Below are 16,235 nucleotides of genomic sequence, written 5' to 3'. Positions count from 1 at the left end.
GTAACGCCGGACTGGTAGGAGGATTCCCCGCGATGACGACCCCGCCTCGCGTACGCCGAAGCAACGAGGCCGCTTCCGGGCCGGTCGTGCTCGACGATTTGTCGAAGCAGATCATCGAGCAGCTGCAGAATGACGGGCGGATGCCGTACGCCGCGATCGGCAAGGCGGTCGGACTTTCGGAGGCCGCGGTCCGTCAGCGTGTGCAGCGACTGCAGGACGCGGGGGTGATGCAGATCGTCGCGGTCACGGACCCGCTGACGCTCGGCTTCCCGCGCCAGGCCATGATCGGCGTCAACTGTGAAGGCGACCTGGAGCTCGTGGCCGACGAGCTTTCCGCGATCGACGAGATCGACTACGTGGTGCTGACGGCGGGCAGTTTCGACGTGATCGTCGAGGTGGTCTGCGAGGGCGACTCCCACCTGCTGGAGATCCTCAGCAAGATCCGCGCCATCCCCGCGGTCCGCGCCACCGAGTCCTTCGTTTACCTGAAGCTCCGCAAGCAGACGTATTCCTGGGGTACCAGGTAAAGGGACATTTTGGATACACAGCGTAGCTGACCAAACCCTGACCGTAGCTTTACCCCATGGTTACCCCCCTTCACGAGGGCTTGGTGGGTATCGCCACCCTCGACCCCGGGCATACCGCCCACATGCTGGAGTCCCTGTTCGGTGACAGCCTCCGCATCCCCGCCGACAGCGGCCAAGTGGTGACCTGCTCGCTGTCGGAGTGCGTTCCCGCCGAGTACCGCGCGGACGGCGCCGTCCTCTATGGGACCGACGAAGACCGGCTCGCGGTCATCACCGAAGTGCAGCTCGCCTGCGACCCCGTCAAGCACGAGACGTGGCTGGCGTACATCGCCAACATGCGGGCCCGGTACAACTGCCCCGCCTGTCTCATCGTCATCTGCCCCAGCGAGACCACCGCCCGCTGGGCGTCCAAGGCCATCCACACCGGACACCCCGGGCTGACCCTCATCCCCTTGGTGATCGGCCCCGGCAACACCCCCGTCATCACCGATGTCGCCACGGCGGTGGGCAACATCGGCCTGGCCGCCATCTCGGCCATCACCCACGGGCAGGACCCGGAGATCCAGACCATCCTGGCCACCCTCACCACAGCCCTGAACAGCATCGACCCGTCTGAGGCGGCTCGCCATGCTGAATACGTGACCGTCGCCTTGGCCGGTGACGCGCAGAAGGAAATGGAGCGGCTCATGGCGACCACGTCATTCCTGTACCAGGGCGAGTATGCCCGGAGTCTGCGCGCGGAAGGCAGAGCCGAAGACAGAGCGGAGGCGATAGTCCTCGTGCTGCACGCCCGAGGTATCCCTGTCACCGATGAGCAGCGCGCCCGCATCCAGACGTGCACTGACTTCGACACCCTCACTGGCTGGCTCGAACGCGCCGTTTCCGTCACCACGACCGACGAGCTCTTCACCTCCTGACCGTCCAGCAGCACCGCCCCTAACCGAAGGGGCGGTGCTGCGCTGTTTGGTCAGCGGAACTGGACCGTGGCGATCTCCCAAGGGCCGAGGGGGAGGTTGAGGTGGCCTGGGGTGGTGGGCAGTTCGTCGCCGGGGCGGCCGCGGAGGTCGGCTTGGCGGGCTTCGGTGAAGGATCCCTTGATGGTGGCCGTGGTATCCGCAGCCGCGTAGTTGACGATGCGGAGTTCCTTCCAGTCGTCGCGGCGACGCAGCGAGGTCATCACCACGCCTGGGCCGGTGATCGACAGGCCGCTCTGGGGCTCGGGCAGGTCGCCGGTGCCGGTGCCGGCGACGGCCAGCAGGTCGTGGCGGAAGGTTTCGGCCGCGGCGGGGATCTCGCTCCAGTCTCCGCTGTACGGCATCAGCGCCAAGCTCACCGAGCGAAGCCCGCGGGACTGGGCCGCCGGGGTGGGGATCTGGGGGCCGGCGGGTTCCGGGCGCAGGGCGTTGCGGTTGCGGGACAGGAAGCCGACCGAGCGCAGCAGGGTGAGGGCGAGTTCCTGGCCGGTGAGCTCGTACTCGGTGACGTGCTCCAGCAGGGCGGCCACACCGCCCGCGGCGACCCAGCCGGAGGCGGGGTAGGTGGGCAGCGGGGTTTCGCCGCAGCCGCCTTCCGGGCTGAGGCCGCGTTCGACGACGGCGAACTGACCCTCCGCGTACGACGAGGTCGCCGCGACCGGCAACGGGACGTGCAGGCGGACCCGGTGGTCGTTGACCCGGTTGTCGAACTCCACGCGCAGCCGGACGAACGGCTCACCGGCCCGCAGTTCGACTCGCGTCTCCACGACCGTTTCGACCGTGGTGGTACCGCGGCCGGGGTCGGGGGCGGCGAGCTGGGGGACGCGGGCGTGGTCGGCGCCGGTCATGGGTTCGGACTCGGTGGCGGGCCACAGGTACGTGCGGCGGATGTCGAAGGCGGCCACCAGCGGCCCCGACCACACCGGGGAGACCTCGACCACGACCGGCTCCGACACCAGGCGGTCACCGGCCGGCGGCGCGTAGTTGTAGGTGTCTCCGGCGTCGCCGCCGTCCACGACACGTCCGGCGCCGGTGACGGTCACACCGTCGGGACCGGTCAGGGTGAGGGTGCCGTCGCCGGCCACCTCGACCCGGAGCAGGCCGTTGTCCAGAACCTGCCCCTCCGCGCGGGCCGGCGCGATGCCGCCCGCCGAGGTCAGGCCGGGCTCCCAGGGGACGGGACGCAGGCTGGTGTGGCCCAGCGCGGGGACCTCGACCAGCGCGGCCACGGTACGGCGGGGCTCGGCCAGGATGCGGACCCGGGTGACCCCGGCGGCCGCGGCGGCGATGTCGGCGGTGTCGAAGGTCTCGTCGCTGTTCCGGGCGACGGTGAAGGTCAGGACGCCGTCCTCGACGTTCCAGCCGGTGATGTGCTGGCCGTAGAGCTCGGGGCCGTGGATGAAGGAGAAGGCCAGCTCGGGGTCCATCTCCTCGTCGAGCAGCAGGGTGGGCTCGTATTCGAGGGTCTGGGTGTGGAGGGGGCCGTCGGGTCCGGCGAGCGGGTCCTGGCCGGCGACCTGGGTCAGGACGACGCCGCGCCGTACCGTGGGAGTGGGGTTGATGACGAGGACGCCGTCGGACGGGACGGCCGCGGACAGGCGGCTGGTGACCATGTCGCGCACGGCCTGCCCGAGGTGTTCGGCTTCGGCGATGCGGGCGGCGACCTGCTGGGCGGTCTCGTCGACGCCGCAGCCGGTGACGGAGTCGTGGCCGCTGGCGTCGACCAGGCGCCACCAGGCCATGTCGAGGAAGCGGCCCGGCCAGTCCTCGCCCCACAGGGCGGCCAGCGGTTCCGCGTAGCGCTCGACCATGCGTTCGGCGCGGCCCATGGCCTGCTTGACGTGGGCGCGCACGGAGATGACGCCGGGCAGGATGTTGGCGCGGGCGTGCGAGCGCAGCTCGCCTTCGACGCGGGGCAGGCCGTGGACGGACGGGTCGAACGCCTCGATGTATCCGGACAAGGTGTCCATGCGGGAGCCCATGGACGCGACCAGCTCCGGCAGCCCGGCGACCGGGGCGGAATGGTCGGTGCCGTACATGGCCAGCAGCGGGCCCTCGGGTCCGTGCCACGGGCGCATCCGCCGGGCGAAGGCGGCCGCGCGCTCCTCCAGCTTCCCGGCGCCGTGGATCAGGTCGACGCCGTTGCCGTAGCCGCCTTCGGGCAGGTACTGCGTGCGGACGGCGCTTCCGTCGGGCGCGACCCAGGCGAAGGCGTCGGTGACCACCTTCGACGGCACACCACGATAGACGCAGGCGTGCTCCAGCCCCGCCCGCCGAAGGATCTGCGGCATCTGAGCGGCGTGCCCGAACATGTCCGGCAGGTAGCCGACCTCCATCGCCCCGCCGAGCTTGTCGGCGCGGGAGAGCCCGAGCTCCAGGTTGCGCACGATGTTCTCGCCCGAGCACAGGAACTCGTCCAGCAAGATCTGCCACGGCCCCACGGCCAGCCGCCCGGAGCGCACCAGCGCGGCCAGGCGCTCGCGGTTCTCCGGGCGTACCTCCAGGTAGTCGTCCACGCAGGCCAGTTGCCCGTCGAGGGTGAAGTGGTAGCCGGGCTCGCGTTCCATGGTCTCGATCACTTCGTCGAGCAGCGCCACCAGCCGCAGCCGGAAGCGCTGGAACGGCTCGTACCACTCCCGGTCCCAGTGCGTGTGCGGAACCAGAACGATCTCAACGCTCACGGGCTTCTCCCCCCAGGGCAAGGTCATGCTGTACGGCGTAGCGTGCCGCGATCCGCTGGGCGGTGACGATGTCCTCCAGCGCCCCGGCGGCGTCGGTGAGCGGCGGCTTGCCGGAGGTCACGAACGCGTGGAAGGCCAGCAGCTGTGTCTCGAACGCCTCGGTCACGTCCCGGTACTCGTTGCGGCTCTCGGCCCCGGAGACGACGGTCAGCACGGTGGGCGCGTTCATCAGGTACGGGGCGGGGAAGGCCAGCTCCAGCGTGCCCTTGGTGTGGTGGATGGCGACGGTCTCCCGGTAGGCCGGATAGTCCTCCAGGTAATGCCATCGAATGGAATATCGCCCGGCAACCGGCAAAGGCCCAGAAATCTCGATTGAGCCGGGCGAACCACCCCAGTGCTCCACGTGATCCACGGCGACCGGCGCGCCGGTGAAACGCCGCAGCAGCGACAGGTCATGGCAGATCGAGCCCAGCGCCACGCTGTAGACCGACCGCAGCTCCGCCGTGGCCCGTTCGCCCAGCGCCCGGTCCAGGATCGCGTTCTCGGCGGCCCGCAGCGGCGCGACGTCCACGTCCCGCGCCTGGGCCAGGTTGGCGAAGGCCAGCTGCGACTCCCCGCTCGGGTGCAGCACGGTCACCTCGACCGAGCGGATCACGCCCTGCCCGCCCAGTTCCGCCAGGATCTCCTCGGCCCTGCGCACCGCCGGGTCGTACTGCTTCATGTAGCCGACCATCAGCCTGCCCTCGGGCAGCGCCGCGACCTCGGCCTCGGTCAGCGCCAGCGGCTTCTCGCACAACACGGCGTATCCGGCGGCGAGCGCCTGCCGTACCGGCTCGCCGTGGGAGCCGGAGGCGAGCATGACGACGGCGTCGAACCCGCCTTCTGCCAGCATGCCGGCCAGCGAGGTGTAACGGCGCGTCACCCCGAGCCGGTCGCCGACCGCGTCGGCGAGCGTCCGCGACAGGTCGCAGACCGCCGTGACCTCGAACAACTCCCGCCGCCTCGACAACAGCGGCACGTAGACGGCCTGGGTGACCGCCCCGCACCCCACCAGTGCGAGCCTCGTGCTCATCGTCGGCTCCCCCTCCCCCTCGGGCTCACAGCCCCAGGTCCTTCAGCATGGCCAGGTTCGCGGCCTGGTCGGCGATGACGTCGGCGATCGGGCGGCGGCCCGGCAGGGTGTCCTGCTCGACGACGATCCAGCCCCGGTAGCCGATCTCGTCCAGCGCCCGCACGACGCCGGGCAGGTCGAGGACGCCGCGGCCCAGCGCGCTGAACCCGCCGCGGCCCATGATCTCCCGCAGGTCGGCGCCGTCGTCCAGCGCTTCGGCCAGGATGGCCGGATCGCCGTCCTTGACGTGCACCTGCCCGATCCGGCCGCGCCAGTCGCGCAGCGCCTTGACCGGGTCGCCACCGGCCAGCAGCAGGTGCCCGGTGTCGAGGCAGAGCTGGGCGTCGGTGAGCTCCAGCAGGCGTTCGATCTCGTCGGTCGTCTCCACGTTGGTGCCGAGGTGGTGGTGGAAGACCGGCTCGTAGCCCCGGGCCCGGCAGCGGTCGACCGCCTCCTGCACGCGCTTGGCGTACCCGACCCACTCGTCCGCCTCCAGCCCGGGCGCGTTCCCGCCGGGCCGGGCGAAGCGCGCGGGCGATCCGGACTCGCCGAGCGTCGGTCGCGGCGCGAAGCCTTCCCCGTACGGCGGCGCCGCGTCGAACACGTCGAGCGTGGCGTCCAGCGCGGGCAGCCCGGCGGCGAACCCGGCGGCGTCTCCATAGGGCAGGTCCGCCCACCCACCGGCCAGCAGGAACCCGGCCGCCGACAACCTCCGGGCGAACTCCTCGCCGGTCCCGAGAAACCCGATCGGCCCCAGGTCGATGCCCTGGTATCCGGCCTCGGACAGAGCCGAGACCATCGCGTCGGCGCTCAGGGGCGCGGGCCCGTCGCTCAGCTCGAACACCCCGAAGCTCACGGGGGCGTTGGCGATCCGTGTCACGCGCATGAGTGCCTCTCTCCTGTCACGCACATAGAGCCATCACTTCGTTCTCGTAGGTCTCCAGGCGGTGCTGACCGGCCGTACCGGGGAGCAGCACGCGCTCGCCCCTGATCACCTGGCGGCGCCCGTCGGGGCGGACCAGGACCAGGCCGTCGGCGCCGAGCGCGAGCAGTTCGTCGCCGAGCCGCAGCAGAAGGGGCGCGTCCGGTCCCGCCGAGACGGCGGTGCGCCCGGCGGCCACGGCGTCGAGGATCAGGCTCGGGTCCTCGGCCAGCACCCACGTGGTGGGCGCGCCGGGCGGGCCGTCGCCGCCGTGACGGTGGAAGTCGCTGCCGCCGATCGCGATCACGTCGTCACGCCAGGCGTCGGCCCACGCCAGCGGCGCGCCCCAGCGGCGATCCCACCAGCCGGAGCTCCACACCTCGGCCACCCGCGGGCGCCGCTCGACGGGCAGCAGCCAGGCGCAGTCGCCGCCGAGCGGATGGTTGACCGACATCAGGCCGCCGCGTTCGCGCGCGTGCTCGGCCCAGGAGTCGGCGGGCTCGCGGAAGTCGACCCAGCCGACGTCGCCGAAGACGTTGGCGTGGCCGCGGTCGGTGGTGACCTCCTGGCCGGGGATGAGTGTGATGCCCCGGTCGGTCTTGGCCAGCCAGGGGTGGTGGCTGACGGTGTTGTGGTCGGTGACGGCCAGGAAGTCCAGGCCGCGGGAGGCGGCCAGCTCGGCCAGTTCGGGGATGGTCAGGGTGCCGTCGCTGTGGACGGTGTGGGCGTGGAAGTCACCCGCGTACCACCGCATTCCAGAAATATCCGGAATGTCGCGCCGAGGGGGGCGGGCGCCGAGCTCCGGCTCTGGAGTGTCCGGAAATTTCGGGATCTGGGGCGAGGTCTCGATCTCCAGCGTGTAGTCCAGGCCCTCAGGCGGGATGCGGTGCAGGCGGAGCCACACCTGCCAGAGCCCCGCCTCCAGCCCGGCTCCCGAGGCTTCGGGCAGGTAACCGGGCGTCGCCCACTCGGTCGTGATCGTGTACGCGTCACGGGCGCCGCCCGACCAGCCGCGAAAGCCCGACGGCCCGCCGCAGCCGAGGTCGATCACGCCCAGGGCGCGGTCGTAGGACAGCCGCACGGTCACCGACCGCGCCCCCTCCTGCACCTCGAACGGCACCTCGCGCAGAATGCGCTCCAGCCGGTCGTCCAGCGACCAGTGTCCTCGGATCACGCTCACGCTCCGGCCTCCATACCCCCGCGTCCGGCGGCGACCAGGTCGCCGTCGCGGTAGGCCAGCGCGCGGTCGGCCCGGGGCAGCGCGTAGCCGTCGTCGCCGGGCACGGGCTCGCGGCCCTCCGGCACCACCGCCTGCACCGAGGCCGCCCCGACCTCAAGCGTCACCAGGTGGGACGCTCCCAGGTTCTCCACGATCGACACCTTCCCGCCCAGCGCGCCCTCCGCGGGCTCGGCGGAGTAGGACATGTACTCGGGACGCACGCCGTACACGATCTTCTCTCCGTCGGTGAGCAGGCCGGTGGCCGACTCGGGGACGGCCACCTTGCATCCGGACACCTCCAGACTGTCGCCCCTTACGACGGCGTCAAGCAGGTTCATCGGCGTGGAGCCGATGAAGGAGGCGACGAAGGTGTTGGCCGGCCGCTGGAACACCTCGGCCGGTGTGCCGACCTGGCGGATGTGCCCGGCCTCCATGACCGCCATCCGGTCGGCCATCGCCAGGGCCTCGGCCTGGTCGTGGGTGACGAAGACGGTGGTGACGCCGAGTTCGCGCTGCAGCCGCTTGAGGAACGTGCGCGCCTCAAGCCGTAGCCGCGCGTCGAGGTTCGACAGCGGCTCGTCGAACAGGAACGCCCGCGCCTGCGTGGCCATCACGCGGGCCAGCGCCACGCGCTGCTGCTGGCCGCCGGACAGCTGGCCGGGGCGCCGGTCCATGAGCTGGGCCAGGCCCAGCCGTTCGCCGACCTCGCGGGCCTTGTCGCCGCGCGCGGCCTTGGCGACCTTCTTGATGCGCAGCGGGTAGGCGATGTTGTCGGTGACGTCCATGTGCGGGAAGAGCGCGTAGTCCTGGAAGACCATCGCCAGGTCGCGGGCGCCCGGCTGGATGTTGGTCACGTCGCGCTCGCCGAGGACGACCGAGCCCGAGGTGGCGGTCTCCAGCCCGGCGATGGTGCGCAGCAGTGTGGTCTTGCCGCAGCCGGACGGGCCCAGCAGGGCGAAGAACTCGCCGTCGGGGATGACCAGGTCGAGGGCGTCGAGCGCTCGGACGCCGCCGGGGTAGACCTTGGTGAGGCCGCGCAGTTCGATGGCCGACATCAGCGCTTGATCCCTCCGTGGAAGCGGAAGCCGTACTTCTTGCTGACGAACAGGTACATGAGCACCACCGGCACCGAGTAGAGGAGGCCGAAGGTCGACAGCAACTGCAGGTTGGCCTGGCCGCCCTCGGTGTAGAGCGTATAGATGATCACCGCGGCCGGCTGGTTCTCCGGGTCACTGCTGAACAGCAGGTACGGCATGAGGAAGTTGCCCCACACGTTGGCGATCGCCCACACGGCGATGGTCGCCAGCCCCGGCCGTACCAGCGGGACCACCACGTGCCGCACGATCTGCAGCGGCGAGGCGCCGAAGACGCGCGCCGACTCCTCGTAGGACTTGGGCGTGGTGTCCATGAAGTCCTTGAGCATGAAGATCGCCGCGGGCAGCAGGCCGCCGGTGAGGATGAGGATGACGCCGAGGTGGGTGTCGATGAGGTTCAGCTCGACCGCGAGCTGGTAGATCGGCACCATCGCCGCGGTGCCGGTGATGATCGACGACAGCAGCAGGAGCGCGTAGAGGAGCCCGTCGCGGCCGGGGATGCGCACCCGGCTCAGCGCGTACGCGGCCAGCGCCGCGAACACCACGACCAGCAACGCGGTGCCGACGGCCAGGATCAGCGAGTTGTAGAGCGACCCGAGCGCGTACGGATGCTCCAGGATCGCCCGGAAGTTGGCGAGCGTGAAGTCGGGCAGCGACACCTCGTAGGTCGGGTCGCTGGTGAACGGGGCCGTGGCCAGCCACAGCAGCGGCACGCTGAAGAAGGCCAGCACCACGGCGATCAGCGTGTAGAAGCCGATCCGGCCGAGTACGCGCCGCGGGCTCATGACTTCCTCCTGAGCAGCCGCAGGTAGAACACGGCGACCACGAGGTTGATCAGCAGGATGATCGCGGAGATGGCCGCGCCGACGCCGAGGTTCCCGCCGATCAGTGCCTCCTTGTAGACGTAGACGGCGAGGATCTCGGTCTTCCCGTCCGGCCCTCCGGCGGTGAGCATGAACGGGGTGAAGTCGTTGAACGTCCACAGGCTGATCAGCAGCAGGTTGGTCAGGATGTGGCCGCGGATGTGCGGGAAGACGACGTCGCGCAACTGCTGCCAGCCGGAGGCTCCGGCCAGGCGGGCGCTCTCCAGGTGCGAGGGCGGCACGTTGCCGAGGGCGGCGCCGTACAACATCATCGAGAACGCGGTGCCGCGCCAGGTGTTGAAGATGATGATCGACAACATCGGGTAGTCGAGCAGCCAGGCGAAGCCGGGGATGCCGAGCAGCAGGTTCAGCGTGCCGCCGTCGCGGTCGAGCAGCGCCACCCACAGGAACGACACCACGGCGCTGGGCAGGATCCAGGCGAGGATGACCAGGCCCTCGACCAGGCGCTTGAGCGGGCCGGTCCGGTCGCGCATCAGCCACGCGATGGTGAAGCCGAGCACGACCTGCCCGATGACCGCGGAGCCGAGCACGAACTCCACGGTCAGCCAGGTCGAGTTCCAGAACTTGCCGCTGGCCAGCGCGTTGAAGAAGTTGTCGAGGCCGACGACCTGCGGGTCGCGGGCCTGCACCCCGCTGAGGCGGTAGTTGGTGATGCTGAGGTAGAGCACCCAGAGCGCGGGAAAGACCAGGAAGACCGCGATGAGCAGGAGCGCGGGCGCGGCGAAGACCGACGCTCTGACGCGGCCGAGACCGGCCGCGTCAGAGCTGTAGGTCTTCCTGTCCGGGGGCGCCGGGGCCTCAGGAGGCGATGTTGCCAGCGCCACCGGCTATTCCTTCGAGCTTCTTCTGGTACTCCGCGGCGGCCTCGTCCGGCGTCTTCCCGCTCACCACGGCGGCCGTGGCCTCCTGCAGGGCCGTGGAGACCTGCGGGTAGAGCGCGACCGGCGGCCGGTAGGCGGTCAGCGGGAGCACTTCCTCGGAGATGTAGGCCAGCAGCGGGTCGCCGGTCAGGATCTCCTTGTTGACGTCGGTGCGCGGGGTGATGCGCACGTTGCCGTTCTTGGTCTCCTCCTTCAGTCCCTCGGCGGAGAGCGTGAAGGCGAGCAGTTCGAAGGCTTCCTTGGGGTGCTTGCTGTTGGGGTTGAGCGTGCGCAGCGCGCCGCCGGACATGCTGACGAAGTCCTGGCCGCGCAGGCCCTTGCCGGCCTCCATCGCGGGGATCTTCGCGTAGCCGACGGTCTGGTCGCGGTCGGCCATCTTGGCCACGCCGTCGGTGGGGTTGACGACACCGCGCCAGAAGTAGTCGCCCTCCATCAGGATGCCGATCTTGCCTTCGGCGAACTGGGCGAAGGACTTGTCGCGGCCCTTGGCCTCCTGCTGGAGCTTGGGGTCGCCCAGGCCCTGCGAGTAGATCTTCTGGTAGAGGCCGAGCGCGTCCTTGAGCGGCTGGGCGGCGCCGGTCCACTTGCCGTCCTTCTGCACCTCGCCGCCGGCGCCGGCCAGCAGCGGGAGCACGCCCTGCATGGAAGTGGCCTCGCCCATCGCGGTGCCGGCGTTGATCTGGATCGGCACGGGCACGCCCGCGGACTTGAGCTTGGCGCCGGCGTCGAGGATCTCCTGCCAGCTCTTCGGCTGCCAGTCGGCGGGCAGGCCCGCCTTGGTCATGAGCGTCTTGTTGAAGTAGAGGACGCGGCCGTCGGTGCCGACGGGCAGCGCGTGCTTCTTGCCGCTGAAGGTGGCCAGGCCCTGGACCGCTTCGGGGATCTGGCTCCAGCCCTCCCAGGACTCCGCCTCGGGGCCCGCCACCTCGGCCAGCGGCTTGATGTAGCCGGCCTCGGCGAACTCGCCCATCCAGATGCCGTCGATGTCGAAGACGTCCGCCCCCTTGCCGGACTTCAGGTCCAGGGAGAGCTTGGTCTTGTACTGCTCGTCGTCGACCCCACTCGGGATGAACTTGACCTTGACGTCCTTCCCTTTCGCCTTCTGGGCCGCCTCGAACTGGGGAATGACCCACTTCGCGATGTACTCGGCGCCCTTGGCGTTCTTGCCGCCGGCGATCGCGTTCTGGGTGATCGTCAGCTCGATGGTGTCACCGCCGCCGCCGGACGACTGGCCGCAGGCGGCGGCCGACAGGGCCAGGACGGCGACAGCCGAGATTTTTCGCAATCTCATGCGAACCCTCCAGAACGTCCTAAAAGGGGGTATATGCGGGTTTCGGGCAGGACGTAATTTGCAACATAGCGGACATCAGAATGTCATGACAATATGCCATGCTAGGTCCGAGTCCCGGGAGGTAGCTTGTTCGATCTGATCACGATCGGCCGCTGCGGCGTCGACGTCTATCCGCTGCAGACAGGCGTCGGACTGGCCCAGGTCGAAAGCTTCGGCAAGTTCCTCGGCGGCAGCCCGACCAACGTGGCCGTCGCGGCCGCGCGCCACGGCCTGAGCTCCGCGGTGATCACCGCGGTGGGCGCCGACCCGTTCGGCGACTACGTGCGCTCGGCCATCGCGGGTTTCGGCGTCGACAACCGCCACGTCACGACCTTCGCCGAGGCGCCCACCCCCGTGACCTTCTGCGAGATCTTCCCGCCCGACCACTTCCCGATCTACTTCTACCGAGGTGAGCACCCGCCGGACCTGCGCATCACGCCCGAGTCCCTCGACCTCGACGCGATCAGGGCCGCCAAGGTCTTCTGGTTCAGCGCCACCGGGCTGAGCATGGAGCCCAGCCGGGCCGCGCACGCCGCCGCCCTGGCCGCCCGCGGCGACGCCGGCTGGACCGTCTTCGACCTCGACTACCGGCCCACTCTGTGGAAGGGACCCGCCGAGGAGGCGGTCCGCCAGGTGCTCCCGCTGGCCGATGTCGCCGTGGGCAACCTGGACGAAGTTGAGGTGGCCGTCGGCACCCGCGACCCGGAGGCCGCCGCGCAGGCGCTGCTCGACGCGGGGGTGAAGGTGGCGATCGTGAAGATGGGGCCCAAGGGGGTCTTCGCGCGCAGCCGTACTGAGACGGCGCTGGCCGAACCGGTCGCGGTCGAGGTCGTCAACGGCATCGGCGCCGGCGACGCCTTCGGCGGCGCGATCTGCCTGGGCCTGCTGCGCGGCTGGCCGCTGGAGCGCACGATCCGCTTCGCCAACGCCGCCGGCGCCTTCGTCGCCGCCCGGCTGGCCTGCGCCGACGCCATGCCCACCACCGACGAGGTGACCCAGCTGATGGAAGGCCGCGCATGACAGATCTGACGCTCACCAGGGCCGACCGCTACGAGCGGCTCACCAGGATCCGGGCGACCCGGCCTGAGGAGATCGCGCACGCGGCGGCCAGGCGGCAGCGGCGCGGACTGCCCGGCGACGGCGAGCGGCTGATGATCATCGCCGCCGATCACCCCGCCCGCGGCTCGCTCGGCGTGCGCGACCGGCCGTACGCCATGGCCAGCCGCCCCGACCTGCTCGACCGCCTGCAACTCGCGCTGCAACGGCCGGGCGTGCACGGCATCCTGGCCGCCCCCGACGTGCTGGAGGACCTGCTGCTGCTCGGCGCGCTGGAGGGCAAGCTGGCCTTCGGCTCCATGAACCGCGCCGGCATCCAGGGCGCCGTCTTCGAGCTGGACGACAGGTTCACCGGCTTCGACGCCGCCGCCATCGACGCCATGCGCCTGGACGGCGGCAAGATGCTGTGCCGCATCGACCCGGCCGACCACGGCACCGTCGCCACGCTGGAGTCGTGCGCGCACGCCGTCACCGACCTGGCCAAGCGGCGCCTCGTGGCGATGGTCGAGCCGTTCTGGTCCAGCCGGGCCAACGGCGGCCCCGTACGCAACGACCTGTCGCCCGAGGCGGTCATCAGGGCCATCAGCGTGGGCCAGGCGCTCGGCGCGACCTCCGCCTACACCTGGCTGAAGATCCCGGCGATCCCCGAGATGGAACGGGTCATGGCCGCCACCACGCTGCCCGCCCTCCTGCTCGGCGGCGACCCGCCGGACATCGACGCCGCCTTCGCCGACTGGGGCCGCGCCCTGGAACTGCCGGGCGTGCGGGGCCTCGTCGTGGGACGTGCGCTGCTCTACCCTCCTGACGACGACGTCGCCGCCGCCGTGGACGGCGCCGCGTCCCTGGTCAGGGAGGCCTCACGATGACCCACATCCCGTACGGCAAGGCCGCCTCGGCCCCGTGGTCGGTGGAGATCACCCCCGAGCTGGCCGGCTGGACCTACTCGGCCCTGCGCGTGGCCGACCTGACCGACGACGCCCCGGTGGCCTTCGAGACCGGAGAGGAGGAGATGCTCGTCCTGCCGCTGTCCGGCTCCTGCACGGTCACCTTCGCCGCCCCGGTCGAAGGCGGCACCACCACCTTCCACCTGGCCGGCCGCCCGTCGGTCTTCGCCGGGCCCAGCGACTTCGCGTACCTGCCGATCCACACCGAGGTGATCCTGCGCGGCAGCGGCCGCATCGCCCTGCCCGCCGCGCGCGCCACCCGGCGGCTGGAGCCGCGCCACGTCCCGGCCGACCGGGTCCCGGTCGAGATCAGGGGCGCGGGCGTGGCCAGCAGGCAGATCAACAACTTCTGCTCCCCCGCCGCCTTCGACTGCGACAAGCTCGTGGCCGTCGAGGTGCTCACGCCGGGCGGCAACTGGTCGTCCTACCCGCCCCACAAGCACGACACCCCCAACCCGGGCGAGGCGGTGCTGGAGGAGATCTACTACTTCGAGGGCGGGCCCGGCTACCAGCGCGTCTACACCTCGGAACGCGGTCACATCGACACCCTGGCCGAGGTCGCACCCGGCGACGTGGTGCTCGTCCCCTACGGCTACCACGGGCCGTCGATGGCCGCCCCCGGCTACGACCTCTACTACCTCAACGTGCTCGCCGGGCCGTCCGGTGAGCGTTCCATGGCCTTCTGCGACGACCCGCGCCACACCTGGATCCGCGACACGTGGGACGGTCAGGAGGTCGACCCTCGTCTGCCGTTCGGGAGGACCTCATGATCCGGCTGACCGTCGCCCAGGCGACCCTGCGCTTCCTCGCCGCTCAGCGCACCGAGCGCGACGGCGCCGAGCACCGGATGTTCGGCGGGATCTTCGGGATCTTCGGGCACGGGAACGTGGCGGGGCTCGGGCAGGCGCTGGCCACGGATGCGGCGCTGCCGTACCTGCTGAGCAGGAACGAGCAGGCCATGGTGCACGCGGCGGCGGGCTACGCGCGGGCGAGCAACCGGCTGCGGACGCTCGCCTGCACCACCTCGGTCGGTCCCGGCGCCACCAACATGATCACCGGCGCGGCGGGCGCGACGATCAACCGGCTGCCGGTGCTGTTGCTGCCCGGTGACGTGTTCGCCACCCGCGTGGCCAATCCGGTGCTGCAGGAGCTGGAGGATCCGCGCTCCTACGACCTGTCGGTCAACGACGCCTTCAAGCCGGTCTCGCGCTACTGGGACCGGATCAACCGGCCCGAGCAGCTTCCGTCCGCGTTGCTCGCGGCGATGCGGGTGCTCACCGACCCGGCCGAGACCGGCGCGGTGACGCTGGCGCTGCCGCAGGACGTGCAGGCGGAGGCGTGGGAGTGGCCGGAGGAGCTGTTCGGGCGCCGGGTGTGGCACATCGGCCGGCCGCGGCCGGAACCCGCCGCGCTCGCCCGCGCCGCCGAGCTGATCAGGCGCTCGGCCCGGCCGCTCATCGTCGCCGGCGGCGGGGTGATCTACAGCGAGGCGACGGAGGAACTGCGCGCCTTCGCCGAGCGGTACGGCGTGCCGGTCGCCGAGACGCAGGCCGGCAAGGGCGCCCTGCCGTACGGGCACCCGCTGGCGGCCGGCGCGGTCGGCGCGACGGGCACGACGGCGGCCAACGCGCTCGCCCGCGAGGCCGACCTGATCATCGGCGTCGGAACCCGCTACAGCGACTTCACCACCGCCTCGCGCTCGCTGTTCGACCAGGACGCGCAGGTCGTCAACCTCAACATCACCTCCTTCGACGCGGCCAAGCTGTCGGGCCTGCAACTGGTGGCCGACGCCCGCGAGGGCCTGGCCGACCTCGCCCAGGCCCTCGACGGCTGGGGTACGGCCGGCGTCTACCGCACCATGACGGCCGAGCTGACCCGCGCCTGGGACGCCCAGGTCGAGGCCGCGCACGCGCTGGACGGCACACCGCTGCCCCAGCCCGCCATCATCGGCGCGGTCAACGCCGCGGCCGGCGAGGACGGCGTGGTGGTGTGCGCGGCCGGTTCGATGCCGGGCGACCTGCACAAGCTGTGGCGCCCGAGCGGCCCCGGCTCCTACCACGTCGAGTACGGCTACTCCTGCATGGGCTACGAGATCGCCGGCGGGCTCGGCGTCAAGCTGGCCGTGCCGGAGCGCGAGGTGTTCGTGCTGGTCGGCGACGGCTCCTACCTGATGATGGCCCAGGAACTGGTCACGGCGGTCGCCGAGGGCGTCAAGCTGATCGTGGTGCTGGTCGACAACTCCGGCTTCGCCTCGATCGGCCGGCTGTCGGAGAGCGTGGGCGCCGAACGCCTCGGCACCGCCTACCGCTACCGGGGCTCGGGCCGCTACGACGGCGGTCCGCTGCCGGTCGACCTGGCCGCCAACGCCGCCAGCCTGGGCGCGCGCGTGATCCGCGCCGAGACCGGCGACGACCTGCGCAAGGCCCTGGAGAGCGCGCGAGCGGCCGACGAGACCACCGTGATCTACGTGAAGGCCGACCCGCACGTGGACGCTCCCTCCTCCGAGGCCTGGTGGGACGTGCCGGTCGCCGAGGTCGGCAGCCCCGCCCGCGCCGCCTACGAGGAGGCCAAGCGCTCCCAGCACTGATTACGCGGCGCCGCCCAGGGGAACG

Annotated in this window: 14 protein-coding genes; 6 read left to right on the top strand and 8 right to left on the bottom strand. The window is 71.1% G+C overall.

Annotated elements, in window-relative coordinates; genetic code table 11:
- Positions 1-32 precede the first annotated feature (32 nt).
- Together ACIBI5_RS36900 and ACIBI5_RS36895 are read left to right on the top strand one after the other, a co-directional pair.
- The gene (locus tag ACIBI5_RS36900; RefSeq protein ID WP_397095337.1) at positions 33-527 is read left to right on the top strand and encodes an Lrp/AsnC family transcriptional regulator; all 495 of its coding nucleotides are present in this window, start codon (positions 33-35) and stop codon (positions 525-527) included.
- 56 nt (positions 528-583) lie between these two features.
- Positions 584-1,444, top strand: a complete 861-nt coding sequence (locus tag ACIBI5_RS36895; protein ID WP_397253647.1) for a hypothetical protein — start codon at positions 584-586, stop codon at positions 1,442-1,444.
- Positions 1,445-1,494: 50 nt separating this feature from the next.
- Here the strand turns inward: ACIBI5_RS36895 and ACIBI5_RS36890 are convergent, their stop codons facing one another.
- Genes ACIBI5_RS36890 through ACIBI5_RS36855 form a run of 8 tightly spaced genes read right to left on the bottom strand, consistent with a single transcriptional unit; the run spans position 1,495 to position 11,584 of the window.
- On the bottom strand, positions 1,495-4,182 hold the full coding sequence (locus ACIBI5_RS36890; RefSeq protein ID WP_397253645.1) for an alpha-mannosidase: 2,688 nt from the start codon (positions 4,180-4,182) through the stop codon (positions 1,495-1,497).
- Entirely contained in the window at positions 4,172-5,254 is a 1,083-nt protein-coding gene (locus ACIBI5_RS36885) for a Gfo/Idh/MocA family protein (protein ID WP_397253643.1), read from the bottom strand. The genes ACIBI5_RS36890 and ACIBI5_RS36885 overlap by 11 nt, the downstream gene beginning before the upstream one ends.
- Before the next feature lie 25 nt (positions 5,255-5,279).
- Positions 5,280-6,179 carry a sugar phosphate isomerase/epimerase family protein gene (locus ACIBI5_RS36880; protein WP_397253641.1) on the bottom strand — a complete coding sequence of 300 codons (900 nt, stop codon included), beginning with the start codon at positions 6,177-6,179 and terminating at the stop codon, positions 5,280-5,282.
- Positions 6,180-6,195: 16 nt separating this feature from the next.
- Positions 6,196-7,395: a CehA/McbA family metallohydrolase gene (locus ACIBI5_RS36875; protein WP_397253639.1), complete on the bottom strand. Its 1,200-nt coding sequence runs from the start codon at positions 7,393-7,395 to the stop codon at positions 6,196-6,198.
- Positions 7,392-8,489, bottom strand: coding sequence for an ABC transporter ATP-binding protein (locus ACIBI5_RS36870; protein WP_397253637.1), 1,098 nt, complete (start codon positions 8,487-8,489; stop codon positions 7,392-7,394). The genes ACIBI5_RS36875 and ACIBI5_RS36870 overlap by 4 nt, the downstream gene beginning before the upstream one ends.
- The gene (locus tag ACIBI5_RS36865) at positions 8,489-9,313 is read right to left on the bottom strand and encodes a carbohydrate ABC transporter permease (protein WP_379620419.1); all 825 of its coding nucleotides are present in this window, start codon (positions 9,311-9,313) and stop codon (positions 8,489-8,491) included. Before ACIBI5_RS36865 ends, ACIBI5_RS36870 begins: the two co-directional genes overlap by 1 nt.
- The gene (locus ACIBI5_RS36860) at positions 9,310-10,236 is read right to left on the bottom strand and encodes a carbohydrate ABC transporter permease (RefSeq protein WP_379620417.1); all 927 of its coding nucleotides are present in this window, start codon (positions 10,234-10,236) and stop codon (positions 9,310-9,312) included. The genes ACIBI5_RS36865 and ACIBI5_RS36860 overlap by 4 nt, the downstream gene beginning before the upstream one ends.
- The gene (locus tag ACIBI5_RS36855) at positions 10,211-11,584 is read right to left on the bottom strand and encodes an extracellular solute-binding protein (protein WP_397253635.1); all 1,374 of its coding nucleotides are present in this window, start codon (positions 11,582-11,584) and stop codon (positions 10,211-10,213) included. The genes ACIBI5_RS36860 and ACIBI5_RS36855 overlap by 26 nt, the downstream gene beginning before the upstream one ends.
- A 126-nt stretch (positions 11,585-11,710) precedes the next feature.
- On the opposite strand from ACIBI5_RS36855, the gene iolC reads away from it, so the two are divergent.
- Genes iolC through iolD form a run of 4 tightly spaced genes read left to right on the top strand, consistent with a single transcriptional unit; the run spans position 11,711 to position 16,210 of the window.
- On the top strand, positions 11,711-12,643 hold the full coding sequence (gene iolC / locus ACIBI5_RS36850; RefSeq protein ID WP_397253633.1) for a 5-dehydro-2-deoxygluconokinase: 933 nt from the start codon (positions 11,711-11,713) through the stop codon (positions 12,641-12,643).
- Positions 12,640-13,545 (top strand): deoxyribose-phosphate aldolase, encoded by a 906-nt coding sequence (locus ACIBI5_RS36845; protein ID WP_397253631.1) that lies wholly within the window; start codon positions 12,640-12,642, stop codon positions 13,543-13,545. The genes iolC and ACIBI5_RS36845 overlap by 4 nt, the downstream gene beginning before the upstream one ends.
- Positions 13,542-14,393, top strand: coding sequence for a 5-deoxy-glucuronate isomerase (iolB, locus tag ACIBI5_RS36840; RefSeq protein ID WP_397253629.1), 852 nt, complete (start codon positions 13,542-13,544; stop codon positions 14,391-14,393). Before ACIBI5_RS36845 ends, iolB begins: the two co-directional genes overlap by 4 nt.
- Positions 14,390-16,210 carry a 3D-(3,5/4)-trihydroxycyclohexane-1,2-dione acylhydrolase (decyclizing) gene (iolD, locus tag ACIBI5_RS36835; protein ID WP_397253627.1) on the top strand — a complete coding sequence of 607 codons (1,821 nt, stop codon included), beginning with the start codon at positions 14,390-14,392 and terminating at the stop codon, positions 16,208-16,210. The genes iolB and iolD overlap by 4 nt, the downstream gene beginning before the upstream one ends.
- Positions 16,211-16,235: the final 25 nt, after the last annotated feature.

The organism is Nonomuraea sp. NPDC050540, assembly GCF_044457485.1.
Classification (GTDB): domain Bacteria; phylum Actinomycetota; class Actinomycetes; order Streptosporangiales; family Streptosporangiaceae; genus Nonomuraea.
The sequence above is the reverse complement of the archived record's forward strand: the minus strand, read 5'-3'. Positions and strand labels throughout refer to the sequence as shown.

What these genes read in the sequence shown, in the direction of transcription:
- iolB (WP_397253629.1), top strand. Translation starts at nt 13,542, where the DNA reads ATGACCCACATCCCGTACGGCAAGGCCGCCTCGGCCCCGTGGTCGGTG.
- ACIBI5_RS36895 (WP_397253647.1), top strand. Translation starts at nt 584, where the DNA reads ATGGTTACCCCCCTTCACGAGGGCTTGGTGGGTATCGCCACCCTCGAC.
- ACIBI5_RS36870 (WP_397253637.1), bottom strand. Translation starts at nt 8,489, where the DNA reads ATGTCGGCCATCGAACTGCGCGGCCTCACCAAGGTCTACCCCGGCGGC.
- iolD (WP_397253627.1), top strand. Translation starts at nt 14,390, where the DNA reads ATGATCCGGCTGACCGTCGCCCAGGCGACCCTGCGCTTCCTCGCCGCT.
- ACIBI5_RS36880 (WP_397253641.1), bottom strand. Translation starts at nt 6,179, where the DNA reads ATGCGCGTGACACGGATCGCCAACGCCCCCGTGAGCTTCGGGGTGTTC.
- ACIBI5_RS36900 (WP_397095337.1), top strand. Translation starts at nt 33, where the DNA reads ATGACGACCCCGCCTCGCGTACGCCGAAGCAACGAGGCCGCTTCCGGG.
- ACIBI5_RS36885 (WP_397253643.1), bottom strand. Translation starts at nt 5,254, where the DNA reads ATGAGCACGAGGCTCGCACTGGTGGGGTGCGGGGCGGTCACCCAGGCC.
- ACIBI5_RS36865 (WP_379620419.1), bottom strand. Translation starts at nt 9,313, where the DNA reads ATGAGCCCGCGGCGCGTACTCGGCCGGATCGGCTTCTACACGCTGATC.
- ACIBI5_RS36855 (WP_397253635.1), bottom strand. Translation starts at nt 11,584, where the DNA reads ATGAGATTGCGAAAAATCTCGGCTGTCGCCGTCCTGGCCCTGTCGGCC.
- ACIBI5_RS36845 (WP_397253631.1), top strand. Translation starts at nt 12,640, where the DNA reads ATGACAGATCTGACGCTCACCAGGGCCGACCGCTACGAGCGGCTCACC.